Source organism: Ensifer sp. ENS10 (assembly GCF_014852025.1).
In the GTDB taxonomy this organism is placed as follows: domain Bacteria; phylum Pseudomonadota; class Alphaproteobacteria; order Rhizobiales; family Rhizobiaceae; genus Ensifer.
Genome location: NZ_JACVAS010000002.1, coordinates 488509 through 510526, shown reverse-complemented (window position 1 = coordinate 510526; position 22018 = coordinate 488509). Strand labels below are relative to the sequence as shown.

The window sequence follows — 22018 nt, the reverse complement described above, 5'->3', positions numbered from 1 at the left end:
CCGCTTCGCCACGCGTAAAGTCAGGGGCGCAGGGCGGTATCGAGCCGGTAGAGCAGGGCGTGAAACGCGCCCTTGCTGGGCTTGCGCCCCGGCATCTTCGCGACAATGCGCCGGATCTCTTCCGATGCGGCGGTAATCGCCCAGCGCAGTTCGGTTTCGCTGGTACCGGCTTCGTCGTCCGCTCCGAGCGCCAGCGCCTGGACGGCATAGGCGGCGGGTCCGAGGATATGATTGATCTGATGCGGCGTTTCGATCGGGTGGGTGTAGGGCGCACCGGCAGCGGCAATGGCTGCGCGGGCGGCAGCCTTGGCGGCGGGATCGTCGACCGCGCGCGCCGCTGCTTGAGCGCCCCACGCGGCCTTGCGCAGATGCGCGGTGCGCGGGCCCCCTTGCGCAAAGGCGCGGGCCGCCGCGATCGCCTCGCGCGGGCGGTCGTCGCCCGGCACGGCCGCCTCGAAGACCGGGAGCGCCCGCTCGGCTGTGAGCACCGCCCATCCGGTAATGTGGCGTAGGTCGTCTTCGGTGAGGAGCGGTGGCAGTGCGTCGTTGGTCATTGGAGGCGACATCGGTGTTTTGAGCGAGCCTGCGGCGGCAGATCCAGCGGAAAGCCGGCGGCTTTGTTGACGGGCTTCAGGGATCCGAAACGGAGAGGACTAGCGCTCCCAGCCGGGCGTGAAGGGGAAGCGTTCGGCCCACAGGGTCGCCAGCCGGGGATCGGCGTCGACGCGGCGGACGGTTTCCGCGAGCCCCGGTGCAACCTCGTAGAAGCGCCGCCGACCGGGAGACCAGCGCGACGCCGTTGCCACATAGAGGTCGAGCACCGACACGTCGTCGCCGAGAAGGTATCTGCCCGGGCGCAGCTCCGCACCCATCCGCGCCCAGCAGTGGGCGATGCGCTCGAACAGGCGCGCCTTGACGGCGGCGTGGTCCTCTTCCCGTTCGACGATGCGGGATGGGTCGTCGGCAATCCAGTAGAGGGCGTAGATGGCCGCCGATACGAAGGTCATCCATCGCAGGAAGGCCGGTCGTGCCGGGTCTGTCGGCGCCGGTGCGAGCCGCCCGTCGGGGTGGGCATCGGCCAGCCAGATCAGGATCGCGGCGCTTTCGGTCATCAATTCGCCCGTCGGCAGCGCCAGGGCCGGAACCTGGAGTAGCGGATTGATGCGGGCGAGCCTGTTTGCTTCCTGCTTGCCCTCCCAGGGCGCGTGTTCCTCGACGCGATAGGGCAGGTTGAGAAGGGTCAGCGTTGCCTCGATCGGAACGGATCCCGAGGCTGACGCGCCATAGACGATAAACGGTTCGGCCAACGATCTTTCTCCTTCGCATGACGCAGCAGGGCTTCGGGCTCAAGCCTGCCCAGGTCCGTTCGAGACTCACCTGCACGTTCCCTCAAACGCGATGCGATTCAAGGGAAAACATGCAGTAATACCAAAGCGGTGCGGCGGCATTCGCGCCGCTGACACGTCGCGCGGGCGAAGCTCTCCATCGCATCGCTGTCGCATAGATCCCGGCTTTCGCGATACAATCAAGGCCTTGAGGTGCAAAGGCATGATCGCTTGCAAACCCCGGTTGCGAAAGGGCGCGCGCCGGGTCCTGTCCACGGGCTGCCAGCCTGGTCGCCTGTCGAGGCCGCGCCGGGCGAGGCGAGCGCTCGTGCGGCCGCGCCGCAGAAGCAAGACACGAGGACCAATTCGATGCCACCAGTGACCGCATCTGCCACCCTCGATCCCGATCTTTTGCTCAGGCAATCGCAGGCGCGTCTTTTGCGCGCGGAATGGTCGAGGGAGCGATTACTGGCCTTTCAGCGCAGCGAGTTGCAGTCCGCCTTGCGGCACGCTGTCGGGGCATCGACCTATTACCGCGAGAGCATTGGCGAGCTGGTGGCTAGCGGTGCGCCGTTTCATGCCTTCCGGTGCTGACGAAGCGGGCGCTGATGGAGAATTTCGACCGGGTCGTCACCGATCCGAGGCTGAGTCGCGGCCTGATCGAGCAGCACCTGGATGGAGACGATCCCGGGTCGCTTCTTCTCGGACAATACCGTGTGGTGGCAACCGGCGGCACGACGGGCGAGCGGGGTATCGCAGCCTTCGACGATGCCGCCTGGCTTGCGGCAATCGCCAACATGGTGCGCTTCCAGGCGATCGTCGGCATTGACGACACCACGCGCAGCGTTGCCATCTTTGCCTCGTCGCCGGTGCATATTTCCTACCATATCGGCGTGGAGCTTCGCGCGATCCGGCCGGCTGCGCCACGCTTCAACGTGCTCATGCCGATCGAGGAGATCGTCGAGGGCCTCAACCTGCACCAGCCGGAGGTGATTTCGGCCTATCCTTCCTTCGTGCGGGTGCTGGCGACGGAGCAGCAGGCCGGTCGCCTGCGGATCAGGCCCCGGCTGTTTCGCACCAGCGCCGAAACGCTGACGCCGGAGGTGCGCGACCTCGCCGCCGAGACGTGGCAGGCGGCTATCGCCAACAGCTATGTGTGCACCGAGGCGGGGCCCATGGGCCACGAGTGCATCTTTGGCGATGGGCTGCATCTGGCCGAGGATTCCTTCGTCTTCGAGGTGGTGGACGAGAATGATCGCCCGGTGCCGGATGGGACCGAGGGCGCAAAGCTTCTGGTGACGACGCTCACCAATCGCGTGCTGCCGCTGGTGCGCTACGAAATCTCCGACATCGTTGCGATGGCGACGGAACCCTGTCCGTGCGGCCTGCCGTTCTGGCGGATCGCATCGATCGCCGGACGCAGGGAAGAGACACTGCATCTGCCCGGGCGAGGCGGCGGCGTCGTGCGCGTGCACGCGCACCGGCTGCGCTCGCCCCTGACCGGCACCGCCGGGGTGCGACAATTCCAGTTCGTGCAATTGCCCGATGGGCTGGAGATCACCATCGCCGTGTTTGGAGGCGTGGATGCTGCCGCCGTCAGCGCTAAGGTCGATGAGGCCGCCAAGGCGGCGCTCGATGCGGTGGGCGCCGAGGCGGGCGGCGTGCGGGTGAGGGTGGTGGATGCCATCGAGCGCTCGGGGTCCGGCGCCAAGCAGAAACTGGTTGTCGCCTCGCCAGCCATCGAGTAGCCAGGACCGGTGACGGGAGCGTGAGAGGCGGCTACGGTCGGCCTTCTCGAAGACTTGCAGAATGGACATTTGCACCGCGGGACGCATCCTGAGGCGTTTCGCCCATGGCTGCGGCCGGAGACCCTTCGATGGTGGGGCAAGGTCGATGAATTCTGGGCGAGTGGAAAGCCGATCGTCTGAGATCCTTCGCGAGGCGGCGCCGTTGTTCTTCCACCCAGCGACCGCAATTGCGTATAGTGTTGATTGGCAGGCAGCCGGCCGATAAGGACGCTGCGTGCCATACTGCCAGACGGAGTTCCAGAGATTGAGCGTTGCCTTCACCAAGGAAGAAAGTGCAGAGACCGCGGCCGAAACATTGCTGCCGGATCGCCCGATCTCGCCGCATCCGAACCTCGTGACCGAGGCGGGCTTGAAGGCGCTGGAGGCGCAGGTGCAGGAGGCGCGTGCGGCCTATGAGGCGGCGGCCACAGTCGACGACGTGAACGAAAAGCGCCGTCAGCAGGCCGGCCCCTTGCGCGACCTGCGCTATCTCGCCGAGCGGTTGCGCACGGCGCAACTGATGCCGGAGCCAGCGTCCAACGATATCGTCGCCTTCGGCAGCACGGTCACTTTCAGCCGCAACGACGGGCGGGTGCAGACCTACCGGATCGTCGGCGAGGACGAGGCCGATCCGAAGGCCGGGTCGATCTCCTATGTCTCGCCGGTGGCGCGGATGCTCCTGGGCAAGGCGGTCGGCGACGTCATGAGCGTCGGCGACCAGGAGCTGGAAATCACCGCGATCGCGTGAGCACGCTCTTGCAACCATCGGGCGGAACCTCAGCCCCGCGGCAATCCCTCAGGATACCCACGCTTTGGTATAGCTATCTTCGCCGTGATTATTATCGTATGCGATTAAATCGCATTGTATTGACATTGTGACACGCTTCAGTATTTATATCGCATCCGATTTAATGTGAGGCGGCAAGCCCATGGATGCCGGTGCGCCTCAGAGCGCTCGGGCATTCCCTGGAAAAGCCCCGTCCACAGCGATCAGTCCGTCGACTGGAGGAAGCTGATGCAGTTTGAGCCCCAACGCGTACAGGCCTATAGCGAGTTTTCGCTGGTGCTGGACCCAAAGGCCTATGAGCCATTGCCCGACGACTGGCTGGTGGGGATCACCGATGTCGTCGATTCGACCGGGGCGATCAGGTCCGGGCGCTACGAGGACGTCAACTACACGGGCGCCTCGGCCATCGCCGCGATCGGCAATGCCTGGGGCAATTTCGATTTCCCCTTCGTCTTTCGGGGCGATGGCGCCGCCTTTGCGCTTCCGCCGGAAGGGGAAATGACGGCGACCGCGGCGCTCAGGCAGATTGCAGCCTTCGTGAAGGATCGATTTCGCCTCAACCTTCGCGTCGGCCTGCTGAGCGTCAGAGAAATTCGCGCCAACGGGCAGGACGTGACGATCGCACGCTACGCCGCTTCGAAAGATGCCACTTACGCAATGTTTGCCGGCGGCGGGCTCAAATGGGCGGAGCAGCAGCTGAAGAGGGGACGCTACCAGCTTGAGCCGGACAAGGATGGCACCAAACCTGATCTGACGGGGCTTGCCTGCGAGTGGCGACCGTTTCCGAGCCGGCGCGGGCAGATTCTGTCGCTGCTGGTCGAGCCGACGGACGATGTGGCGCCGGCGCGTTTCGCGGCGCTCGCCAGAGACGTGATTGCCGTCTTCGACGAGGCGGCGCGGCAGTCGCATCCGTTGCCCGCGGAAATGGGCGTGCCGAAGGATGAGCGGGTCTATATCGCGCCAGAGCGCTGGCTGGGCGTTGCCGCCAATTCGGACTTTCGCAAATACGACGATGGTCTTCGCCTGACGGTGGACGCCGCAGTCGGGCAGATCGATCGGGTCGAAGCGATCCTCCTTGCGGCAAGGGCAAGGGGTGAGGTCAAATTCGGGCTGCACCGGCAATCACATGCGCTGATGACCTGCCTGGTACCGTCAGCCCGGCCGGATGCGCATCTGCATTTTCTCGACGGCATGGATGGCGGCTACGCGCGGGCGGCCGAAATGATGGAGTCGCGCAGGCGCGTCGAGGCGTAAGTGCGATCGAAACGGGCCGCTTCAAAGCAGCCCCGAGCCGGCGAAACGACAATGGGCGGCCAGCGGCCGCCCTCAGACTGCTGACAAGGATATCTCTGATCATCCCAGGCATGCTGAAAAAGCCCGTCGCCAGCCAGCGGCGCCGCGTCGGTGGCGCGGGAAATCATCCTGATGTCGAGCGTCGGCATTCCGGCTCTGCATCTCCTGCCGTGCCGACGCACGGCTGCTGGATCTCTGTGACAAGCACAGAGATGAGGGTGGAGAGGACGGGCGGTCTCATGCCGCCCGTCGTCGTTGGTTGCCGGCCATAGGGATCGAAGCGACGGCTATTCCTTCTGGGATCCGCGTTGTATCGAGTGCAGCAGGTTGTCGCGCAGGCTTGCCACCGATTGCTGCACGACCGGAAAGTCGTCGCCGAGGCCGGTGGCGTCAAGGAGCGCCGAACCCGGCTCCGCGTCCACCAGTTCGCGACCGGCCGGCGTCAAGGTGAGGCGCACCTGCCGCTCGTCCGAAGGGTCGCGACGGCGCTGCAGATAGCCGTCCGCTTCGAGCTTCTTGAGGATCGGCGTCAGCGTGTTCGATTCCAGGAAGAGCTTTTCGCCAAGCATGCTGACGGTCTGGTCGTCTTCCTCCGACAGCGCCACCAGGGTCACGTATTGGGTGTAGGTCAGGCCCAGCTTGTCGAGCAGGGGTTTATAGGCGCGGCCAAAGGCGAGGTTTGCGGAATAGATCGCAAAGCACAGGAAGTTGGAGAGCTTCTTGCCGCCCTGTGCAGGCGTGGTCTCAGGGCTCGCTGTTTTGGAGGCGGGCATGGGGGTGTCCTTTTTTCTCTTTCCGTATCTGCACTTAATATAAATCGTATCCGATTAAATCGCAATGGTGTTGACGTCGCATCCGGTTTCATCTATATACATCGCATCCGATTGAAGCGGATCCGCTTAATAAATCAAACAGAGAGGAAATGACATGACCACGAAGCTCGTATTCACTGGCAAGACCCACAACACCGGCGGCCGCAACGGCGGCACCCGCAGCCAAGACGGCATGCTGGAACTGAAGCTGTCGCAGCCGCATCCGGCCGCGGAAAACCTGTTCGGTGCCGCCTGGTCGGCCTGTTACATCGGCGCGATCGAGCTTGCTGCGCAACAGCGCAAGGTGAAGCTGCCGGCCGGCCCCGAGGTCGAGACCGACATCAATCTCAACGTCGACGACGGTTCATACTTCCTCAGCGCTCGGCTGAATGTCAGCCTGCCGGGCCTCGATCGCGACCTCGCCCATGAAATTATTCACGCCGCCCACGAGATCTGCCCGTACTCCAAGGCGACCCGTGGCAACATCGAAGTCGAGACCAATCTCGTCTGATCTCGCCCTCCGAAAATCCTATTGATATCATCGGGATGTGCCGGACCTGGATCTCCAGCCGCGGCGCATCCCGATACCGTTTCAGGGGCTTCGTCCTTGCGCGCCGATCGCGGGCGGAGGCGGTCTTCCGGTCCGACCTCAGGGGAATGTAATTGGGCTGATCGGCAGAACTCCCGTTGTATGGAACGTGTCGCCTCCCGGGCCGATGCCCTCCGTCGCCGCTTGACAAAGATGGAGGACTGTTCGAGTTTCGCCTCATGATCTGCCGTCTCGCCAAACTGACGACCTCGAAAAAAGCCCCGTACCCGGGGCTGTCGGTCGTTGCGCGCAGAGCATAGCAAGCACAAGGATCAGATCGACCCCGCCGGTTCGGACGGGGTTTTCGCTTGCGCTCCGTCTCCGGTTTCTTGAAGGAGATGGAATTTCATGGAAACCACATATTCAATGCCGAGCGGCCTCTGGCTGCCGCTGATCACGCCGTTTCGCGATGGCGAACTCGATGAGCGCTCGCTGCGCCGGCTGGTGACGCACTATGCCGCAGAGCCGATCGACGGCTTCATCCTGGGTGCTACCACCGGGGAGGGCATGGCGCTCGGCGAGGCGGAAGGCGAGCGGCTGGTTGGGATCACCAACGAGACCCTGGCTGCGGCGGGCAAGTCCATACCGGTCTATTTCGGCCTTTCGGGCAGCGACACGCTGAAGACGGTAAAGGCGCTGGAGCGGACGGCGCCTTGGGATATCACCGGCTATCTGATCGCCTGCCCCTATTACACAAGGCCGTCGCAACGCGGGCTCTTCGCCCATTTCTCGGCACTTGCCGATGCCACCGCACGGCCGATCCTGATCTACAACATTCCCTACAGAACCGGGGTGAACCTCGGCAACGAGACGATGTTGCAACTGGCGGAGCGGGAAAACATCGTCGGCGTCAAGGATTGTTCGGCGGATGCGACGCAATCCTTCGATCTGCTGCGCCACAAGCCCCAAGGTTTTTCGGTGCTGACCGGCGAAGACCCGCTGTTCTACACGGCGCTGACTCAAGGGGCGGAAGGCGGGATCACGGCTTCGGCGCATGTTCAAACGGCAGCCTTCGCCGCCATTCGCAACAGGCTGATATCCGGCGATCAACCGGGGGCTTTGGCCGACTGGCAGCGTCTTGCCGATCTGCCGTGGCTGCTGTTTGCCGAGCCGAGCCCGGCTCCGATCAAGCACTGGCTCTGGCGCTCAGGGCTCATCGACAGCCCGGAAATGCGCCTGCCGATGGTGCCGGTCAGCCACGAGCTGGCAGCACGGATCGACCGGGCGATCGCCAGCCAGGACAGCGAAGGCTGACGGGCTTGCTGGAGCCCGGCCATTGTCGCTCGGCTAGAGCATCCGCTCTCAAGTGGAATCACTGGAGGCGGAAAGATGCTCTAGAATCAAAGTGCTACAGCGACCTTTGCGCGCCTGATAAGGCGCGCGGCGCTGTAGTGCATCTTTCCGCTTCAAGCGATCACGCTTGAAAGCGGGATGTTCTAGCCAGGGCCTTCAGCGCGCTGCAGTCACGGACGCCGCTTTGGTAGATCGCAACAAGCCGCTTTGCGATCCGCTCTGCGGCTTCGCAGCGTCGCGTCAGCCCGCGATCACGCAGGATGTCGTCGAAGATGCGCTCGATCTCCTGCATGTCATGGGGGTGTATCGCCTGTTGGCGGGTCGTGGAATGCATCGCGCGACCTCCAGAACTGGGGCGAAAGCGCGAATGAACTTTCAGCCGTTGGAGCCCGTATAAACAGTCCAACGATGGGCGTGAGTATGCGCCGTTTCGCGGCGAATACAATGAAGCCTTGCGGTTGTGTGCGATGGCCGGGTCGGCGCGGCCGTGGCTCAGCGCCAGAAGCGCTTGGCGTCGATCACGTCGTCAAGTGCGCTCTGCGCGTGGTCGATCAGCTTGTCCTTGTCGGCGTGCACAACGAGCGTTTCGGCGTCCGGATGATCCTCAAGGCCGATCTCGCCGAGCACGAGCGGACCGGACACGAGATCGTTCAGCGTGCCGAGCCGGTCCTGCAGTCCGGCCATCGCATCGATGAACCGCTTGTGGCGCCGCGTGCCCCGCTTGTCGTCAAACAGCGCGGCAAAGAATTCGGCGGCGTAACGCAGCTTCTTGGCATCCTTGCGGGCCTCGTGCCGCTCCTCGTCGCTGACCTTGGCGAGTGCGCGGCCATGTTTCTTGAGCTTGCGGCGCGCGCGGTCGAGAACGGCTTCGGCGAAATCGGCCACCGGCCGGTCGCGAAGCTCGGCGGGCGGCGTCGACAGATAGTCGCCGCAGTGCAGCCATTGCTGGATATCGAGAAGAAGGGCGCGGCCGCGTGCGCCGTCGAGGGCCTCGAAGACTTCGACGTAGCGGGCGGCGCGCGCCGTCTTCAGGCGGTCGCGCAACTCCGGCTCCGGATCACGCGTCAGGAGAACGTCAACATCGCGGACCTTGCCGAAAACGCCAGCCAGCCATTTCAGCTCGCCGTTGATGCGCGCGCTCTCCTCATCGCCAAGCATATCCTTGTAGAGCGAGATAGCCGAGCGCAGGCGGCGAAGGGCGACGCGGACCTGGTGCAGCGCCTCCGGGTTCTTTCGTTCACGCAGCACGTCCTCGTTCAGGCGGTAGTGCCTGAGACAGGCAAGCGCGATGGTGCGGAAACTCTTCGTCACCCGCATCTCGCGGTCGAGCACGACCGGCTCCGCCTTGAAGACGATCGGCCTGGCGTCGATCAGACGGAAGCCGCGCTCGGCCTTGGAAAGAACGCCCAAGCGGAAGGGAACGATCGCCTCGATGCGGCGGGCGAGGGTGAAAAGCGCCTTCGGGTCGCCATCCTTCAGCTCGAGTTCGATTTCGCCGACGGCGGTCTGGCGATTGCCTGAGGCGATCATTCCACGGTCGAGGGCCACTTCGATCTGCGTGCCGTCCTGGTGAACCTCCCAGGTCCTGCGCTCGACCTCGACGGTAAAGTGCGGCTCCAGATCGTCGGGCTCAAGGTCAAACGCGGCGGCAAGCGGGGTGGTGTGATCGACGACCGGCTCATCGGCGGAAAGCGGCTGCTCCCATTCCGGACGGGCAAAGACCGATGCGCGGGGGCCGGTCGCCTTGATCGTCTGGGTGCGTGCCGCGCCGACCGTGCGGATGCGCAGCGTGAAGCCTGACTGATAGAGATCACGGCCGCGCGTATCGAAATAGACGGACCGTTGCTGCTCCGTGCGCGCCGGCTCACCAAGGAGGCCGGATGCGGCAAAGCGGTCAAGATCTTCGGGAGAGAGCTCGAGCTTGAGTTCGATTTCGGTGTTCAAACCATCCTCCATGAGCGCAAGGTCATACACTAACGCCATTTGAGCACATTGGTTCGCGTTCTGGATGACATGGATCATATTGCGGGCGCAGAGACGGAAATCCGATCGGCCGGGAAGTCGCGCTCGCCGAGACGTGACTGGCCGACAAGGAAATCAGGCTCGACATTTGCCGCTCGATGCCTGGATCATCTGCGCAATTCCGGACGGAAAACCGCTTCGCACTTTTCCTGAAATTGCTCTTTGTATTGGACGCAATTCCAGGCGGAAAACCGCTTCACACTTTTCCTGGAATTGCTTTAAGCTCCCGGCATTTCATGCCACGGAATTGATAAATGTCGCTTCGCCTTGCCACCTTCAATATCGAGAACCTTTTGAGCCGCTTCGATTTTTCCGGCTTTCGCAACCAACTCAAGCAGGACCGGGTCCTCAGGCTCTTCGACGTGAAGACGGAAGCCGAATACCAGCGGCTGGAGGAGGCGCGCACCATCGCGCACACCGATGATACGCGGCAGATGTCGGCGCTCGCGATCGCCGATTGCGATGCGGATATCCTTTGCCTGCAGGAGGCCGACAACATGGCCTCGCTGCAGGCCTTCGAATACAACTATCTCTTCCGCATGGTGGGTAACGGCTACCGGCAGAAATACCTGATCGAAGGCAATGATTCGCGCGGCATCGACGTGGCCGTGCTGATGCGCGAGGAGACACGCGACGGCCAGCCGATCGAGTGCCTGGATGTGAAGAGCCATGCGGGGCTGACCTATGAGGATCTCGACCTCTTCAACGACCAGCTCGCGCTCACCAACCGGCCGGCCGACCGGATCTTCAAGCGCGATTGCCTGGAGCTGGACCTGCGCATCGGCGGGCGGCCGCTGACGCTTTATGTCGTGCACTTCAAGTCGATGGGGCCGGCGCGCGAAGGGCTCGACGGCCGGCAGGCGACGATGCCGCTGCGCGTGGCGGAGGCGAGCGCCGTGCGCCATATCATCGAGAGCCGCTTCGGCCGCGGGAAGACCGCCGACAAGATGTTTGCGATCTGCGGCGACATGAACGACTACCAGGAGAAGGTGAACATCCTCGGCGACCGGCGCAACGGCTACCAGTTCGTGCCGCACGAGGAGGAAACGAGCTCGCTCGACGTGTTCAGCCATGACGGCTTCGTGGAAAACCCGATGCTGCGCCGGCCGGTGATGGACCGCTGGACGCTGTTTCACAGCCGCGGGCCGCAGGAGCGGCACCTCTGCCAGCTCGACTATATCTGGCTGTCGCCGGCGCTTGCCAAGCGCAACCACTCCCAGGTGCCCGAGGTCATCCGCGGCGGCCAGCCCTTCCGCACGATCTTTCCGCCGGGGCTTGACGTGGAGCGCTACCCGCGCACCGGCTGGGACCGGCCGAAGGCGTCGGACCATTGCCCCGTGGCCATAACGCTGGATGTGTGATCATGGGCGCTCTTGAAAGCAATAGGGCAGCGTGGCCGGCCGAGGGCGTCATCATCCCGATCGACGACGTCGATATCCGCGTCAACGGCGCGGCGCATCCGTTTCACCTCGACGAGGTCGAGCGGGCGCAGGAGAACTGGCAACGCGAAATCGCGGCCAACCCGCATCTCTTCGATGGCCGAATGGTGCTGCAGCGGGTGCTCCGCATCGAGGATGGGCGGATCCGGGGCGAGGGGCATGTTGTGCCCTATTCGACCTTTCTCTGGTGGCGGAAGACGCGGGCCGAAGGCGCCTTCCATCTCTTCGCCATGCCGGCGATCCTGTCCTCCGACGGCGCGTTGATCCTGGTGCGCATGGGGTCGCACACCGCCAATCCGGCCCGCGTCTACAGCCCCTCCGGCTCGCTGGAGCCCGAGGATATCGTCGACGGCCGCTGCGACATCGCCGGCAACATTCGCCGCGAGGCGCTTGAGGAAACCGGCATCGACCTCGCGCTTGCGACGGCCGAGCCCGGCTATCACCTCCTGCATATGGACCGCGCCGTGACCGTGCTTCGCGTCTACCGCTATCCGGAAACGGCGGCGGCGCTGGTTGCCCGCGTCGCGGCGCACATCGCTGGTGATCCCGAGCCGGAGATCGACGAGGCGATCGCCATTTTCGGGCCGGACCCTGGGGCGCACAACTATCCGCCGTTCATCCTGCCTATCCTGAAGTGGCTGTTTCGGTAACATCCGCTCGCCACGGCCTTGAATCAATAAATCGCGCTATCTTTTTGTATTTGTAGTGCTTATGCCGCGCGCGTCTGCTTGCGCCTTAGGCCCTGTTGATGCGCAGGAAGAACTGCCACGCCTTCACACATGCCCGCGCCCCTCGGTCCTCACATCCCAATAATCAGGAAGGACCGCGCAGGGTGGAAAGCGGACTTCCGCCGGACCGGCCACCGACACTGCAGTCTCACAACGTGAAAGCAATATCGTCGGCAGATAAGTCCGCAAGCGAAACGCCTTCGATGAGGATACCTTCGGTTTCACCATGAAAGGCTACATAGAGACCCTCCTCTGTGTCATGCGAGGCAGCCACAAAGGAATCGAAATTATAGATGTTGGTGTCGCCAGGATAGAAGCCCCCCAACTCGATCACGTCGCCACTTTGGGTGTCAAAATCGACGATATGGTCGATGCTGCTATGGCGAACCTCAAATCCACTCCAGTGGAATGTGTCAGCGCCCTCACCGCCGATCAGACGATCCGCACCGTCGCCTCCAGAGAGGTGGTCATCGCCTTCACCCCCACTAAGTGAGTCGACTCCGGCACCGCCTTCAAGGCGGTCATCATCGCCTTCGCCATAGAGATAGTCATTATTTTCGCCGCCAAACAGGCGGTCGGCCCCATTGCCGCCGAAGAGGTTGTCGCGACTGAGGCCACCGAGCAAAGTATCATTGCCGCTGCCGGTATGTGCGTAAACCCGCTCAAAATTGTGAAAGGCCGTACCGGTCGATGTAACGCCATTGACCACATCGACCGTGACATCATCGGTCCGATCCGCATCCTCGAACCGTAACGTGTCGTCACCGTCGCCGCCGTCGAGTTCGGCAGATGAAAGTGTCGTTGTGATGCTGTCGTCGCCACTGCCGCCAGAAAGATGATTGGCCCCGAACCGATCGATTATCGTGTCGTTGCCCGCACCGGCGTCGATAACATCAGCACCCAGGGAACTCATTTGATTATGGGTGTTCGGCAATGACTGGCCGCCGATGATGTCCGCGCCGTCTCCGGTCGAGATCACGTCGTCACCCGTGCCACCCTCAACAATGTCCTTGCCGCTACCGGTCGTCAGCTCCAGCCGCTCAATGCCGCGGTAGAAGATGTGATTGTCGGTCTCAGCCGGGTCACCGAAGGTTACGTGGCGGTTCATGCCGTTAAACGTGACTCGGTTGCCCGTCCCTGAAAGATTGATGACCAGCGTATCGATGCCGGCACCTCCCCGCGCCACGCCGCCCGTTCCGTTGAGTTCCAGCCGGTCATCGCCATCGCCGCCATCGAGCTCGTCATAGCCGCTGAAACTCACCAAGCCGTCGTTACCGGCCCCGCCATAGAGAAAATCGTTCCCAAGCCCGCCGTCCAGCGTGTCATTGGCGCCGAGACCCCAGATATTGTCGTTTTCGTCTGTCCCGAACAGGGTGTCGTTCGCATCAGTGCCGACTATCTTTGCCATTGTTTTCATCCTCCTGAAAGCAATCTATAAGCAAACAACAATTGCAAACAAGTATTATATTTATTAAGTGCAGTAATTTATTGTATTTCAATTATAATTCAAAACTTAAATTAATATCCATCACTGTCATTCAAATAACTGAAAGCCGGCGCGATCCTGGAACAACTGGCGTTGAGATCGATGACGCTAGCCCGAAGCGCCCGAGCCAGGCGCGGGACGGCTGGCAAGACTCGGATCTACGATTGTTAGTAGTTGCTGATGTTTCCTTCAACTTTGCTACTGTTGTCGAGATGATGGAAAGTAGCGCGGTAACTGTGTGCCGCAGGCTGTTGAGCAAGATGGGAGAGCGCTCATGGCAACGGGGACAGGTTTCACGCCTGGGGAATGGGGGCAGGTACACTGCGTCCAAGACGTCGGTTGGTACCGTTTCCGACTGGGGGTATTCGAGGGGACGGTTGTCTGGGATGGTTATATCCATCACAGCTACGAGGGCTTCTACCCAGATGCTGATCCGGCCGAAATCGCCCGCCTGAAATCCGTCCATCGGTTGCCCATCGACCACATTCCAATGGATATCAACCCAGTCGTGATGAACACGGGCGACAGATTGTTTCTCATCGATGCGGGCGCGGGGCGGACACTTACATGGCGTGGCGACATGGGTCGTCTGATAGACAATCTCGGCGCGGCCGGTATTGATCCGAAAGACATCGACGCGGTCCTGATGACCCACCTGCATCCGGATCACGCCTTTGGCCTCATCCATCCCGACGGTAGCGCGACCTTCCCCAACGCGAAGCTTTTCTGCACCGATCGGGAATGGGCTGAATGGACCGATCCGGAAAACTTGAATCGGAATGACTTCCGATCGGAGTGGACGGGAGGAGCACTTGAAGCAGTGGCTCCTTATCGCGACAGGCTGAGGCTTTTCTCAGTCGGGGAGACCCTGTTCCCGGGAGTGTCCACGTTTTCCGTCGCGGGTCATACCGCCGGGATGTGCGCCTACATCTTCGAGAGCGAAGGGCAAAAAATTGTCTTCACCGGTGACGTCTGCCACCATCAGGTATACGACCCGGCTCATCCGGAATGGTATTTCCATATGGACTACGATACCAACCCGCAGCAGGCCGCGGATGCGAAGACCGCGATTTTCGCCAAGGTCGTGACCGAGGGTATTCGCTATCATGGCTACCATTTCCCTTTCCCGGGAATTGGGGACGTCGTGCCATTGGGCGACGGCACGTATCACTTTCATCCGGAGGCTGTTGCACCGCGCCATTAAGAGCCAAGTTCAGCCGTCGGTGGCTCGCAACCGGCGAACGATTGGTATTGGATTTTCCCGAGGAAGTCCGACGAGGGCTTACGCGGAAGACAGCAAATAAGCTCGGTCAATGTCTGCAGGTATTGCGACATAATCCCGGAAGTTTGGACGGCTCTCGTGAGCTTTAATAGAGGTGCGTAGCGCTACGAACCCATGACACCTGCTCCGAGTTGTGCACGGGTGCTTTTTAACCCTTGCCGCCCGCGCCCCGACGCTGCAAAGTTCGGGGCATCTTCGCAAGGGGACATGAATGACGCTGAGTTACGCGATCTACGACGTCTTTACCGACAGGCAACTCGAAGGCAATCCACTGGCTGTGGTCTTCGGCGCCGACCGGCTGGACGACGAGGCGATGCAGGCGATCGCGCAGGAATTCAACCTGTCGGAGACGGTGTTCATCCGCAGGCCCGGGGGTGCTGCGCATACGGCGAAGCTCCGGATCTTCACCCCCAGCCAGGAACTGCCCTTTGCCGGACATCCGACCGTTGGCGCGGCGATCGCTATCGCCGAGGCGCAGCATGGCGCGATCGAGGAGGGGATCGACCTTGTGCAGGTGCTGGAGGAGAAGGTGGGTCCGGTGCGCTGCGCCGTCCGCCTCAAGTCGAGGGCTGCGAGCTTTGCCGAGTTCGACCTGCCGCGCAAATCGGTACGGCTCGATGCCCGCTTCGACCGGCAGGCGATCGCCGATGCGTTGAGCCTGAAACAATCACAGATCGGCTTCGAGAACCACGTGCCTTCGTTCTGGAGTGCCGGCGCGCCCTTCGTCATGGTGCCGGTGCACGATGTTGCGGCGGTTTCTTCGATCGAGTTCGATTCGCAACGCTGGGAGCAACTGACGCCGATGGCCGAGGGGCGGCTGGCCCCGGCCTATGTCTATTGCCGCGGCGGCGTGAACCACACGGCGCGCTTCCACGCGCGCAAGTTCGGCCCCGGTGCCGGCAACCTCGAGGACCCGGCGACCGGCTCGGCCGTGGCCGCTCTCTCCGGTGCCATCCATTTTTTCGACCAGTTCGTCGACGGTCATCACCCGGTGCTGGTCGAGCAGGGGGTGGAAATGGGACGGCCGTCCTTCATCCACCTGCATCTGGATATCGCCGGCGGCGAGATCAGCAATGCCCGCATCGGCGGCCACGCGGTGAAGATCGGCGCAGGCGAACTTTTCGTCTGAAGCGGGAGCCAAGCCTTTTGGAAAAGAGAAATTCAATCAGCGTTTTAGGAGAATTTGGTGGGTGATCACGGGCTCGAACCGTGGACCCGCTGATTAAGAGTCAGCTGCTCTACCAACTGAGCTAATCACCCATCCGCGACCGCGTCGGTCAAGTCCCGTCGCTGTCGTGAGGGGGCGTATAAAGGCGTTCGATTGGCTTGTCCAGCGCCTTTGTGAAAATCTTTTGAAAAACTTCATGGGGCCAAGGCGCGCCCTGTGGAGAACGCCCCGCACACCGCCGTGGTTGTAGGGAACACGGGAGTCACGACGAAAGACGCGTTTGACAACTGCCGCTTTGACCTGGGCGGCCGCTTCATCGGCGTGCGCTGATGGCGCGGCCAGGCGAGAGCAAACGCAATCAACTCGGAGCCGGATGGAAACGCTGTGGGTTTATCGTCGCGTGACGCAAATACCCTCTTGAGTGTCATCGGCCCGTGCGCTAAAGCGACGCCACGGATGGGTGATTAGCTCAGTTGGTAGAGCAGCTGACTCTTAATCAGCGGGTCCACGGTTCGAGCCCGTGATCACCCACCAAAACTTCTCCTAAGACGCTGATTAAATTCCAATTTTTCCGGCAGGCATATTGGTGCGCTTTCCAGGTTCTGGGAGGTATCCACGGCCCGTTCCTAAGCATCCGGCGTGACCGCGTGCCGTCCTGTCCGCCGACACTTGTTGCGATGGCCTACGAGGCGCATCAGCGGCGCCATAATCCCGACCGGCGATATGTGCAGCGCTCGACCAGCGCGATTGGTCGCCTGGTCGAGCCGGTCGCGGGCGACGCCAACGGCACCGACCACGCCCTCATCAAACGGTGCGCCGAACATTCATAACGGCGTGACCAATATCGTCGTCAGACGCTGCTGCCGTTCATTTGGCGGGAAAGTATCGGAGCGTTCCGGCGAGCCGCGGGCCGGTCGATCCCTGGGCGTCCATCGGGTGATTGATGCCGTCGTTCACGGGCAATTCTTCAAAATCAAAGGGGCTCACGCCTTCGAGACACGCTGCATTGACGCCGTAGAAATCGGGGTTCGCGCGCGGCCTGTGGAAGGTGTAGATGCCGCATTTTGAGCAAAAGAAATGCTCGGCCGCCTTTGTGTTGAACTGATACCTGGTCAGCGCCTCACCGCCTGAAAGCACAGTGACGCCGTCCTTTGCGGCGGAGACGGCAACCGCGCCCTTCAACTGGCAGTAAGAGCAGGTGCAGCGGCGGGCCGTATGAAGACCGTTCTTCAATCGAACATTGAAACGAACTGTTTTGCAGTGACAGGCGCCGTTGAGGTCCTGAACGTCGAGATTCATGGAAGCATCCATCTGATTTTGAAGCGCAATTGACGTCCTTTTCTTAGGGGCTGGATTGCGGATGCTCAAGTGCGGGCAAAGCGAATGGCATGCCGGGCGGAAGGTGAGGACAGCCGTGACGACCCTTGGAGGCCTCTCCGCCTCATCGCGGCAGCGCCTCGACGTCGTGGCGTGAGGGGCGTGGCTCTGTGGTCGCGATGTCAACGATGCTGCCGATGCAGATCAGTGCGAAGAAGACGGAGAACGAGACAATGACAATCAATCGCTCCGTTTTGAACTCTTCGCCGCGGTGGAAAAGCCGCGTCTGTTGGCGATAAAGGCCGGATCGACCCCTGCGGCACGCTCGCACCCGTCACCTGTTGCTCCCGTGCAACAGGCGCTTCGTCATTCCGACAGTTTGCGATTGTGCTCTTGCCGCAGAAGTAAACTCGTGTAATTTTCACCAAATCGGAGCTCAAACTAGAGGAGGCATACGATGAATCATAATTTTGTTCAGATGCTCGCCTCTGGTGGAATGGCTTGCTCGTCACGACGAGTGTGCCACAATTCTGTGAATTACTTCGGCGCATAAACGCGACCCGAGTTCCGCCTTTTCGTATTTTCCATTTTGACTTGATGTGACCGGTTCCCGGAACGCGTTTCCGTGTCCGCGCGCATCCATAATCTAGAGGACCCGGCCGCTCGCGGCGGCGGGAATAAACATGCGCGAATTGCAACTCACCTCCGCCGGCACCCTGCTGGCGATCATGGACGACCTGTTTCGAACGTTCGGCTTCCGGCGGACAGTCGGTGCCTTCATTCTGGCTGCCTGGAGGCGTCGTCGGACGCTCAACCAGCTCAGCCATCTCTCGGATCACATGCTCCGCGATATCGGCGCGGAGGAAGGCGTGAAGAAGCCCGAGATAGCAGACATATCCCTCTGGCAAATGCCGGTCGGCTATCCGGTTACGAGACAGAACTGAGGCCCGCGTCAGCGGGCCTCAGGCTGCTGGCAAACCCTAAAGATGGCTTTCTGCCGCGAAGGGTGTCCCATTCTCCGTCATCCTCGCCCTTGTGGCGGGGATGTGAGCGACCCGACGTCCTTCGGGTCGAAAGACCTTTCGGCCCAAGGACTTGGGCTGGTCTCGCAGTTCCAGCGCACAATTGGGTGGCAGCGCCGCTTGTGTGTGAACGCGGCTGATCCTGCAACGCCGCGCATCTGCTCAGGCGCGCAAAGGTCGCCGTAGCACTTTGAATTGCCGCATGTTTTTGCCCTTTAACGGGCTACGAACAAAGGAAACATGCAGTCGGCAAGTCATCTCTCGTCACCAGCGCGTTGCAGGCCGATCGGAGATCAGGGTGCCAGCGCGGTCGCCGCCGATTGTTGTTCGGCGGCGAGCTTGGCGGCGCAGTCGTGTTTTATCATCGCCGCTGCGAGGTTCGCTCGCCCGGTACCGGTGGCCTTCGCCTTTGCTGCCGCCATGTCCCTGCACCAGTTTGCGTCGAGAACCTCTTCGGGGATGTGCGGCATGCAGGACGAGAGAAGCAGCAGCAAACATAGCAACGCGACGCGCATTCAAGGCTCCTTTGCGGGTGCCGGATTCTTATCATCAGCGAACCGAAAGGAAACACGTGCTTGTGCTTGGGGGGCTGCCTGATAGCCCTTGTTTCATGCGACCACCCGCTGGCCGGCGGTGCGGCAGGGGTGGTCGCGTTTCGTGGCCGTTACGGTGTCGTTGCCGGCTGCGTCGTGGACGGCTGCGTCGTTGACGGTTCGGTCGTGGACGGCTGAGTGGTCGAGGGCTGCGTCGTCGACTGGTCAGTCGTTGCCGGCTGCTGCGTCGTTGCTGGCTTCTGCTCGGTCGTCGCGGGCTCCGTCGTCGTCGTCGCCGGTGCCGTCTCGGTGGCTTGCTTGGCCCCCGGTTTCAGGTACACGACGCCAAGAATGATGAGCACGATCACAACCACGATGCCGATGACTGTGTTTCGATTCATGCAGGCTTCTCCTCAGGTTAAGTGCCTCAGAGGTGTAAATGGAGCGGTCGGTCGAATAATCAACGGCCAAACTCGCGGATCGGTTGAAAAACGATCCATCCGGTCGCGCAGCGACCGGCCGTGCCGTTGATCTTCGGCCTGGAGACATAGCCGGGAGCGGCGCGGTGATGAGTTCTCGAGCGTGCCTGTGCCGGGAGAGCCGGTGCTTTTCCGGTGTGTGAAGGCTGACTGGTAAGGGCCGCGGACCGCGAGCCTAGCGCTCGCCGCCGGCGGTGGATTTGGGCACGGGGGTGATGAAGCCGAGCCGCAGCAATTGCTTCGAACCGCCGAATTTCACCGAGGAATGGGAAAAGAGCTGCAGCGCGCCGGTGCCGGCGAGGGCTTCCGTCATCTTCGCATAGGCCGCCGAACCGTCGAAGTATTGGCCGTCGGCGACGGCATCCTCGATGACCTTTTCGTAGTCGGCGAAGAACTTGAAATGCAGCAGCGCGCCGAGCACCGAGGAGAAGTTGCGTTGATAGGGCAGCGGCTGATGGATGCTGGCGCCGAAGCGACAGTCCTCGTCCCAGAAGATCAACGGATACTTGATCAGTTCCAGGTCGGATTCAAACTCGCGGTGGCGCGCGCCGCCCTTGACCGTGATCGCTCGCGCGGTCGTTGCCAGCGAATAGCCACGGCTATCGAAATGATCGGCGACCTCCCACGGGGCTCGGGTTTTCAGCTGATTGACGTCTGCCGTGCGCAGATTGACCGGATACATATCCAGCATCGGTGCGGGCAGCCGTGAAATCTTCAGATTCTCGAGCGTATGGATCACCGACCACAGCGTGCGGTTCTCGCAATCGTCGTAGATCAGGAACTCATCGGAATCGACGTTGACGTACCAGCGGTCGCCGCCATAGCGCGCAAACAGCGCCTCCCTCCAGAGGCGGCCGCGCCGGGCTTCCGCGTAGCGAAGCGCAGACGCCCACAGGTCGACATCGGGCTGGCCCAGCAGATATTCACGCGTCCCATCGGTCGAGGCATCATCCACACAGATGAAACGGGTAACGCCCAACGACCGGTAATGCGCCAGAAAGCCGGGCATCAGCTTCGCGTCATTGCGGCTGAGGAAAACCAGCGGGAGATCATCAGGGTAGAGCGACGTTTGCCCCTGCGGGCTGACGCAGCGCAGGTCGACTTCGCGGCCCTCCGTCCGTTCGCGACGCTCGACCTTGGCGGATTCGTACCAGGTGATGAGGCGATCGAAGAGGTTTCGGTCCGAGATCATCTCGGCGTCGGATTGATCCCTGAAGGGATAGGTAATGTCTTTCATTCCCATTCCGATATGTATTCTTCATACATAATATGGGGCGACTTAGATCAAAAACACCGGTGAGGCAATTGCCTGATGGCATCGACCCGGCGATGCCGCGAGTGGCGCATTGCCTGTCTCTGGAGCGCGAAATCGCACTAACTGGCGGTGAAAAGATCCTTGAGGCAAGGCATGAAGCGTCTTCTTCGTTCGATCCGAAAGAGAATTCGTTACTTCACCAATGCGCGCACGGTGACGATCGACGGCATCCGGCTGGTGTCCGACGCGGCGCGCGTTCCGGCCGTCGTGCGCGACCTGATGTATCGCGAAGTCTACGAGGATACGGAGCGCAACATCCTGCTTCGGCTGCTGAAGCCCGGCTCGAAGGTGCTGGAAGTCGGCACCGGCGTCGGCTTCATCGCGCTGCTTGCGGCAAGGATCTGCGGCGCTTCGAACGTGCTGACCTATGAGGCCAATGCGTCGCTGGAGCCGCTGATCCGCGAGAACTTCCGGCTGAACGGCATCGAGCCCGCCTTGCGGCTCAGAGCGATGACGGCCGAAGGGCGCAGGATCTCCTTCTTCCGGAGCGACAACATCATTTCGTCGAGCGCCTACGACCGTCAGCTGCCGGGCGCGAAAGTGGAGCGACGTCTTCTCCGAGGTACTCCAGACCTATCGCCCCGATGTGCTGATCATGGATGTGGAAGGCAGCGAGGATGAATTGCTGCGCGTTGCCGATTTCGGCTCGTTCAGGGATATCCTGGTGGAACTGCACCCGCATGTCATCGGCGAGGCGAAGGTCGAGGAATTGAAGGCGATCCTGGCGGACAAGGGGTTCCGGCAAGGCGAGACCGACCGCAAGACCTTCCATTTCCACCGGAACCGCGCTTGAACGCAGCCGATTTCGCTCGCCATGACGCGACCATCGCAACTTTTTGGCGGGTCGTTGGTTACTCCTGCATTCACGTTCACTGGGCTAGCCTTGAGGTCCTCTCAATGGGTAGCGGGTGGAGGAGACTGATATGACACACAAGATGAGCAAACTTCTGGCCGTGCTCCTGGTCGCCGCAGGCGCCGTAGGCGCCGTCACGGCGCTGCCTTCGGTATCTCCGGCGCAGTCCCTTGATCTCTACATCGGACCTCGCGGCGACGATGGCGACTGGGATCGGGACTATCGGCGCGAACGCCGCTATGACGACGATTACTACAGCCCGCGGCGCGGCTGCAGCGCCCGCCAGGCCATTCGCCGCGCCTATGGCTATGGCATGCGTGATCCCGAGATCGCCGGAATGAGCCGCAACCGAATCGTCGTCGAGGGCATCGGACGGCGTGGACAATACGCCAGGATCTATCTCGCCAACCGCAGCGGTTGCCCGCGCATCCGCTAGATCACTTCATTGTTTCATCGAAACACTGAAGTGATCTAAGTCTTTGAAATTA

Annotated in this window: 26 protein-coding genes and 2 tRNA genes; 16 read left to right on the top strand and 12 right to left on the bottom strand. The window is 61.8% G+C overall.

The features are described 5' to 3' along the window. Positions 1 to 20: 20 nt before the first annotated feature. A complete protein-coding gene (locus IB265_RS09465; protein ID WP_210334441.1) occupies positions 21 to 566 on the bottom strand; it encodes a putative immunity protein in 546 nt (181 codons plus the stop codon). 87 nt (positions 567 to 653) lie between these two features. Further along, positions 654 to 1307, bottom strand: a complete 654-nt coding sequence (locus tag IB265_RS09460; protein ID WP_113512727.1) for a glutathione S-transferase family protein — start codon at positions 1305 to 1307, stop codon at positions 654 to 656. A 387-nt stretch (positions 1308 to 1694) separates the two neighbouring features. On the opposite strand from IB265_RS09460, the gene IB265_RS36645 reads away from it, so the two are divergent. The 4 genes from IB265_RS36645 (at position 1695) to IB265_RS09445 (ending at position 5153) form a co-directional block, all read left to right on the top strand. Continuing rightward, the gene (locus IB265_RS36645) at positions 1695 to 1919 is read left to right on the top strand and encodes a hypothetical protein (RefSeq protein WP_246805895.1); all 225 of its coding nucleotides are present in this window, start codon (positions 1695 to 1697) and stop codon (positions 1917 to 1919) included. A 14-nt stretch (positions 1920 to 1933) separates the two neighbouring features. After that, a complete protein-coding gene (locus tag IB265_RS09455; protein ID WP_246805894.1) occupies positions 1934 to 3073 on the top strand; it encodes a phenylacetate--CoA ligase family protein in 1140 nt (379 codons plus the stop codon). Positions 3074 to 3377: 304 nt separating this feature from the next. Next, positions 3378 to 3860: a transcription elongation factor GreA gene (greA, locus tag IB265_RS09450; RefSeq protein ID WP_113736999.1), complete on the top strand. Its 483-nt coding sequence runs from the start codon at positions 3378 to 3380 to the stop codon at positions 3858 to 3860. 267 nt (positions 3861 to 4127) lie between these two features. Further along, positions 4128 to 5153: a DUF3095 family protein gene (locus tag IB265_RS09445; protein ID WP_113736998.1), complete on the top strand. Its 1026-nt coding sequence runs from the start codon at positions 4128 to 4130 to the stop codon at positions 5151 to 5153. On the opposite strand, the gene IB265_RS09440 is transcribed toward IB265_RS09445, so the two are convergent. Both IB265_RS09440 and IB265_RS09435 read right to left on the bottom strand, forming a co-directional pair. Next, positions 5102 to 5341 (bottom strand): hypothetical protein, encoded by a 240-nt coding sequence (locus tag IB265_RS09440; protein ID WP_113736997.1) that lies wholly within the window; start codon positions 5339 to 5341, stop codon positions 5102 to 5104. The two genes, IB265_RS09445 and IB265_RS09440, sit on opposite strands and share 52 nt — an antisense overlap. A 138-nt stretch (positions 5342 to 5479) precedes the next feature. Beyond that, positions 5480 to 5965, bottom strand: a complete 486-nt coding sequence (locus IB265_RS09435; RefSeq protein WP_113736996.1) for a MarR family winged helix-turn-helix transcriptional regulator — start codon at positions 5963 to 5965, stop codon at positions 5480 to 5482. Between the two features lie 154 nt (positions 5966 to 6119). Here IB265_RS09435 and IB265_RS09430 point away from each other — a divergent pair, with 154 nt between their 5' ends. Together IB265_RS09430 and dapA are read left to right on the top strand one after the other, a co-directional pair. Then, positions 6120 to 6515, top strand: a complete 396-nt coding sequence (locus IB265_RS09430) for an Ohr family peroxiredoxin (protein WP_057253948.1) — start codon at positions 6120 to 6122, stop codon at positions 6513 to 6515. 426 nt (positions 6516 to 6941) lie between these two features. Beyond that, a complete protein-coding gene (dapA, locus tag IB265_RS09425) occupies positions 6942 to 7847 on the top strand; it encodes a 4-hydroxy-tetrahydrodipicolinate synthase (protein WP_113736994.1) in 906 nt (301 codons plus the stop codon). 160 nt (positions 7848 to 8007) lie between these two features. Here the strand turns inward: dapA and IB265_RS09420 are convergent, their stop codons facing one another. After that, on the bottom strand, positions 8008 to 8220 hold the full coding sequence (locus IB265_RS09420) for a hypothetical protein (RefSeq protein ID WP_058323863.1): 213 nt from the start codon (positions 8218 to 8220) through the stop codon (positions 8008 to 8010). 158 nt (positions 8221 to 8378) lie between these two features. Continuing rightward, positions 8379 to 9830, bottom strand: a complete 1452-nt coding sequence (locus tag IB265_RS09415) for a CHAD domain-containing protein (RefSeq protein ID WP_246805893.1) — start codon at positions 9828 to 9830, stop codon at positions 8379 to 8381. 332 nt (positions 9831 to 10162) lie between these two features. Here IB265_RS09415 and IB265_RS09410 point away from each other — a divergent pair, with 332 nt between their 5' ends. Beyond that, on the top strand, positions 10163 to 11269 hold the full coding sequence (locus tag IB265_RS09410) for an endonuclease/exonuclease/phosphatase family protein (protein WP_113736992.1): 1107 nt from the start codon (positions 10163 to 10165) through the stop codon (positions 11267 to 11269). A 2-nt stretch (positions 11270 to 11271) separates the two neighbouring features. Continuing rightward, positions 11272 to 11997 (top strand): NUDIX hydrolase, encoded by a 726-nt coding sequence (locus tag IB265_RS09405; RefSeq protein WP_113736991.1) that lies wholly within the window; start codon positions 11272 to 11274, stop codon positions 11995 to 11997. 226 nt (positions 11998 to 12223) lie between these two features. Here IB265_RS09405 and IB265_RS09400 read toward each other — a convergent pair whose 3' ends face one another. Beyond that, positions 12224 to 13483 carry a calcium-binding protein gene (locus IB265_RS09400; protein ID WP_110878568.1) on the bottom strand — a complete coding sequence of 420 codons (1260 nt, stop codon included), beginning with the start codon at positions 13481 to 13483 and terminating at the stop codon, positions 12224 to 12226. 352 nt (positions 13484 to 13835) lie between these two features. On the opposite strand from IB265_RS09400, the gene IB265_RS09395 reads away from it, so the two are divergent. Together IB265_RS09395 and IB265_RS09390 are read left to right on the top strand one after the other, a co-directional pair. After that, positions 13836 to 14765: an MBL fold metallo-hydrolase gene (locus IB265_RS09395; RefSeq protein ID WP_113736990.1), complete on the top strand. Its 930-nt coding sequence runs from the start codon at positions 13836 to 13838 to the stop codon at positions 14763 to 14765. 289 nt (positions 14766 to 15054) lie between these two features. Then, positions 15055 to 15972 (top strand): PhzF family phenazine biosynthesis protein, encoded by a 918-nt coding sequence (locus IB265_RS09390; RefSeq protein ID WP_113736989.1) that lies wholly within the window; start codon positions 15055 to 15057, stop codon positions 15970 to 15972. A gap of 55 nt (positions 15973 to 16027) precedes the next feature. Here IB265_RS09390 and IB265_RS09385 read toward each other — a convergent pair. Then, positions 16028 to 16103: transfer RNA gene (locus IB265_RS09385), tRNA-Lys, on the bottom strand. Between the two features lie 366 nt (positions 16104 to 16469). Between IB265_RS09385 and IB265_RS09380 the strand changes: the two genes are divergently transcribed. Next, positions 16470 to 16545: transfer RNA gene (locus IB265_RS09380), tRNA-Lys, on the top strand. A 143-nt stretch (positions 16546 to 16688) separates the two neighbouring features. Further along, positions 16689 to 16841 (top strand): hypothetical protein, encoded by a 153-nt coding sequence (locus tag IB265_RS09375; RefSeq protein WP_156414716.1) that lies wholly within the window; start codon positions 16689 to 16691, stop codon positions 16839 to 16841. A gap of 37 nt (positions 16842 to 16878) precedes the next feature. Here IB265_RS09375 and IB265_RS09370 read toward each other — a convergent pair whose 3' ends face one another. Then, complete coding sequence (locus IB265_RS09370) at positions 16879 to 17310, bottom strand: GFA family protein (protein ID WP_113132960.1); 432 nt, start codon at positions 17308 to 17310, stop codon at positions 16879 to 16881. A 701-nt stretch (positions 17311 to 18011) separates the two neighbouring features. On the opposite strand from IB265_RS09370, the gene IB265_RS09365 reads away from it, so the two are divergent. Next, on the top strand, positions 18012 to 18272 hold the full coding sequence (locus IB265_RS09365) for a DUF1127 domain-containing protein (protein WP_113736988.1): 261 nt from the start codon (positions 18012 to 18014) through the stop codon (positions 18270 to 18272). 371 nt (positions 18273 to 18643) lie between these two features. On the opposite strand, the gene IB265_RS09360 is transcribed toward IB265_RS09365, so the two are convergent. From IB265_RS09360 to IB265_RS09350, 3 genes are all read right to left on the bottom strand, one after another. Beyond that, complete coding sequence (locus IB265_RS09360) at positions 18644 to 18865, bottom strand: hypothetical protein (protein ID WP_057253966.1); 222 nt, start codon at positions 18863 to 18865, stop codon at positions 18644 to 18646. A 149-nt stretch (positions 18866 to 19014) separates the two neighbouring features. Then, the gene (locus IB265_RS09355) at positions 19015 to 19284 is read right to left on the bottom strand and encodes a hypothetical protein (protein WP_057253968.1); all 270 of its coding nucleotides are present in this window, start codon (positions 19282 to 19284) and stop codon (positions 19015 to 19017) included. A gap of 253 nt (positions 19285 to 19537) precedes the next feature. Beyond that, complete coding sequence (locus tag IB265_RS09350; protein ID WP_057254434.1) at positions 19538 to 20554, bottom strand: glycosyltransferase family 2 protein; 1017 nt, start codon at positions 20552 to 20554, stop codon at positions 19538 to 19540. Between the two features lie 216 nt (positions 20555 to 20770). On the opposite strand from IB265_RS09350, the gene IB265_RS09345 reads away from it, so the two are divergent. The 3 genes from IB265_RS09345 (at position 20771) to IB265_RS09340 (ending at position 21966) form a co-directional block, all read left to right on the top strand. Further along, positions 20771 to 21298 carry a 50S ribosomal protein L11 methyltransferase gene (locus IB265_RS09345; protein WP_244495695.1) on the top strand — a complete coding sequence of 176 codons (528 nt, stop codon included), beginning with the start codon at positions 20771 to 20773 and terminating at the stop codon, positions 21296 to 21298. Continuing rightward, positions 21273 to 21470, top strand: coding sequence for a hypothetical protein (locus IB265_RS36640; protein ID WP_244495696.1), 198 nt, complete (start codon positions 21273 to 21275; stop codon positions 21468 to 21470). Before IB265_RS09345 ends, IB265_RS36640 begins: the two co-directional genes overlap by 26 nt. Positions 21471 to 21600: 130 nt before the next feature. Beyond that, positions 21601 to 21966, top strand: a complete 366-nt coding sequence (locus IB265_RS09340; RefSeq protein ID WP_057253970.1) for a hypothetical protein — start codon at positions 21601 to 21603, stop codon at positions 21964 to 21966. The last annotated feature ends 52 nt before the right edge of the window (positions 21967 to 22018 follow it).

Bases quoted from the DNA above. Each gene is read 5' to 3' on its own strand.
- IB265_RS09410 (WP_113736992.1), top strand. From the start codon at position 10,163: ATGTCGCTTCGCCTTGCCACCTTCAATATCGAGAACCTTTTGAGCCGC.
- IB265_RS09465 (WP_210334441.1), bottom strand. From the start codon at position 566: ATGTCGCCTCCAATGACCAACGACGCACTGCCACCGCTCCTCACCGAA.
- IB265_RS09430 (WP_057253948.1), top strand. From the start codon at position 6,120: ATGACCACGAAGCTCGTATTCACTGGCAAGACCCACAACACCGGCGGC.
- IB265_RS36640 (WP_244495696.1), top strand. From the start codon at position 21,273: ATGGATGTGGAAGGCAGCGAGGATGAATTGCTGCGCGTTGCCGATTTC.
- IB265_RS09340 (WP_057253970.1), top strand. From the start codon at position 21,601: ATGACACACAAGATGAGCAAACTTCTGGCCGTGCTCCTGGTCGCCGCA.
- IB265_RS09360 (WP_057253966.1), bottom strand. From the start codon at position 18,865: ATGCGCGTCGCGTTGCTATGTTTGCTGCTGCTTCTCTCGTCCTGCATG.
- dapA (WP_113736994.1), top strand. From the start codon at position 6,942: ATGGAAACCACATATTCAATGCCGAGCGGCCTCTGGCTGCCGCTGATC.
- IB265_RS09345 (WP_244495695.1), top strand. From the start codon at position 20,771: ATGAAGCGTCTTCTTCGTTCGATCCGAAAGAGAATTCGTTACTTCACC.
- IB265_RS36645 (WP_246805895.1), top strand. From the start codon at position 1,695: ATGCCACCAGTGACCGCATCTGCCACCCTCGATCCCGATCTTTTGCTC.
- IB265_RS09395 (WP_113736990.1), top strand. From the start codon at position 13,836: ATGGCAACGGGGACAGGTTTCACGCCTGGGGAATGGGGGCAGGTACAC.
- IB265_RS09405 (WP_113736991.1), top strand. From the start codon at position 11,272: ATGGGCGCTCTTGAAAGCAATAGGGCAGCGTGGCCGGCCGAGGGCGTC.
- IB265_RS09440 (WP_113736997.1), bottom strand. From the start codon at position 5,341: ATGCCGACGCTCGACATCAGGATGATTTCCCGCGCCACCGACGCGGCG.
- IB265_RS09365 (WP_113736988.1), top strand. From the start codon at position 18,012: ATGCGCGAATTGCAACTCACCTCCGCCGGCACCCTGCTGGCGATCATG.
- IB265_RS09455 (WP_246805894.1), top strand. From the start codon at position 1,934: ATGGAGAATTTCGACCGGGTCGTCACCGATCCGAGGCTGAGTCGCGGC.
- IB265_RS09445 (WP_113736998.1), top strand. From the start codon at position 4,128: ATGCAGTTTGAGCCCCAACGCGTACAGGCCTATAGCGAGTTTTCGCTG.
- IB265_RS09350 (WP_057254434.1), bottom strand. From the start codon at position 20,554: ATGATCTCGGACCGAAACCTCTTCGATCGCCTCATCACCTGGTACGAA.
- IB265_RS09435 (WP_113736996.1), bottom strand. From the start codon at position 5,965: ATGCCCGCCTCCAAAACAGCGAGCCCTGAGACCACGCCTGCACAGGGC.
- IB265_RS09420 (WP_058323863.1), bottom strand. From the start codon at position 8,220: ATGCATTCCACGACCCGCCAACAGGCGATACACCCCCATGACATGCAG.
- IB265_RS09355 (WP_057253968.1), bottom strand. From the start codon at position 19,284: ATGAATCGAAACACAGTCATCGGCATCGTGGTTGTGATCGTGCTCATC.
- IB265_RS09400 (WP_110878568.1), bottom strand. From the start codon at position 13,483: ATGGCAAAGATAGTCGGCACTGATGCGAACGACACCCTGTTCGGGACA.
- IB265_RS09390 (WP_113736989.1), top strand. From the start codon at position 15,055: ATGACGCTGAGTTACGCGATCTACGACGTCTTTACCGACAGGCAACTC.
- IB265_RS09375 (WP_156414716.1), top strand. From the start codon at position 16,689: ATGGCCTACGAGGCGCATCAGCGGCGCCATAATCCCGACCGGCGATAT.
- IB265_RS09370 (WP_113132960.1), bottom strand. From the start codon at position 17,310: ATGAATCTCGACGTTCAGGACCTCAACGGCGCCTGTCACTGCAAAACA.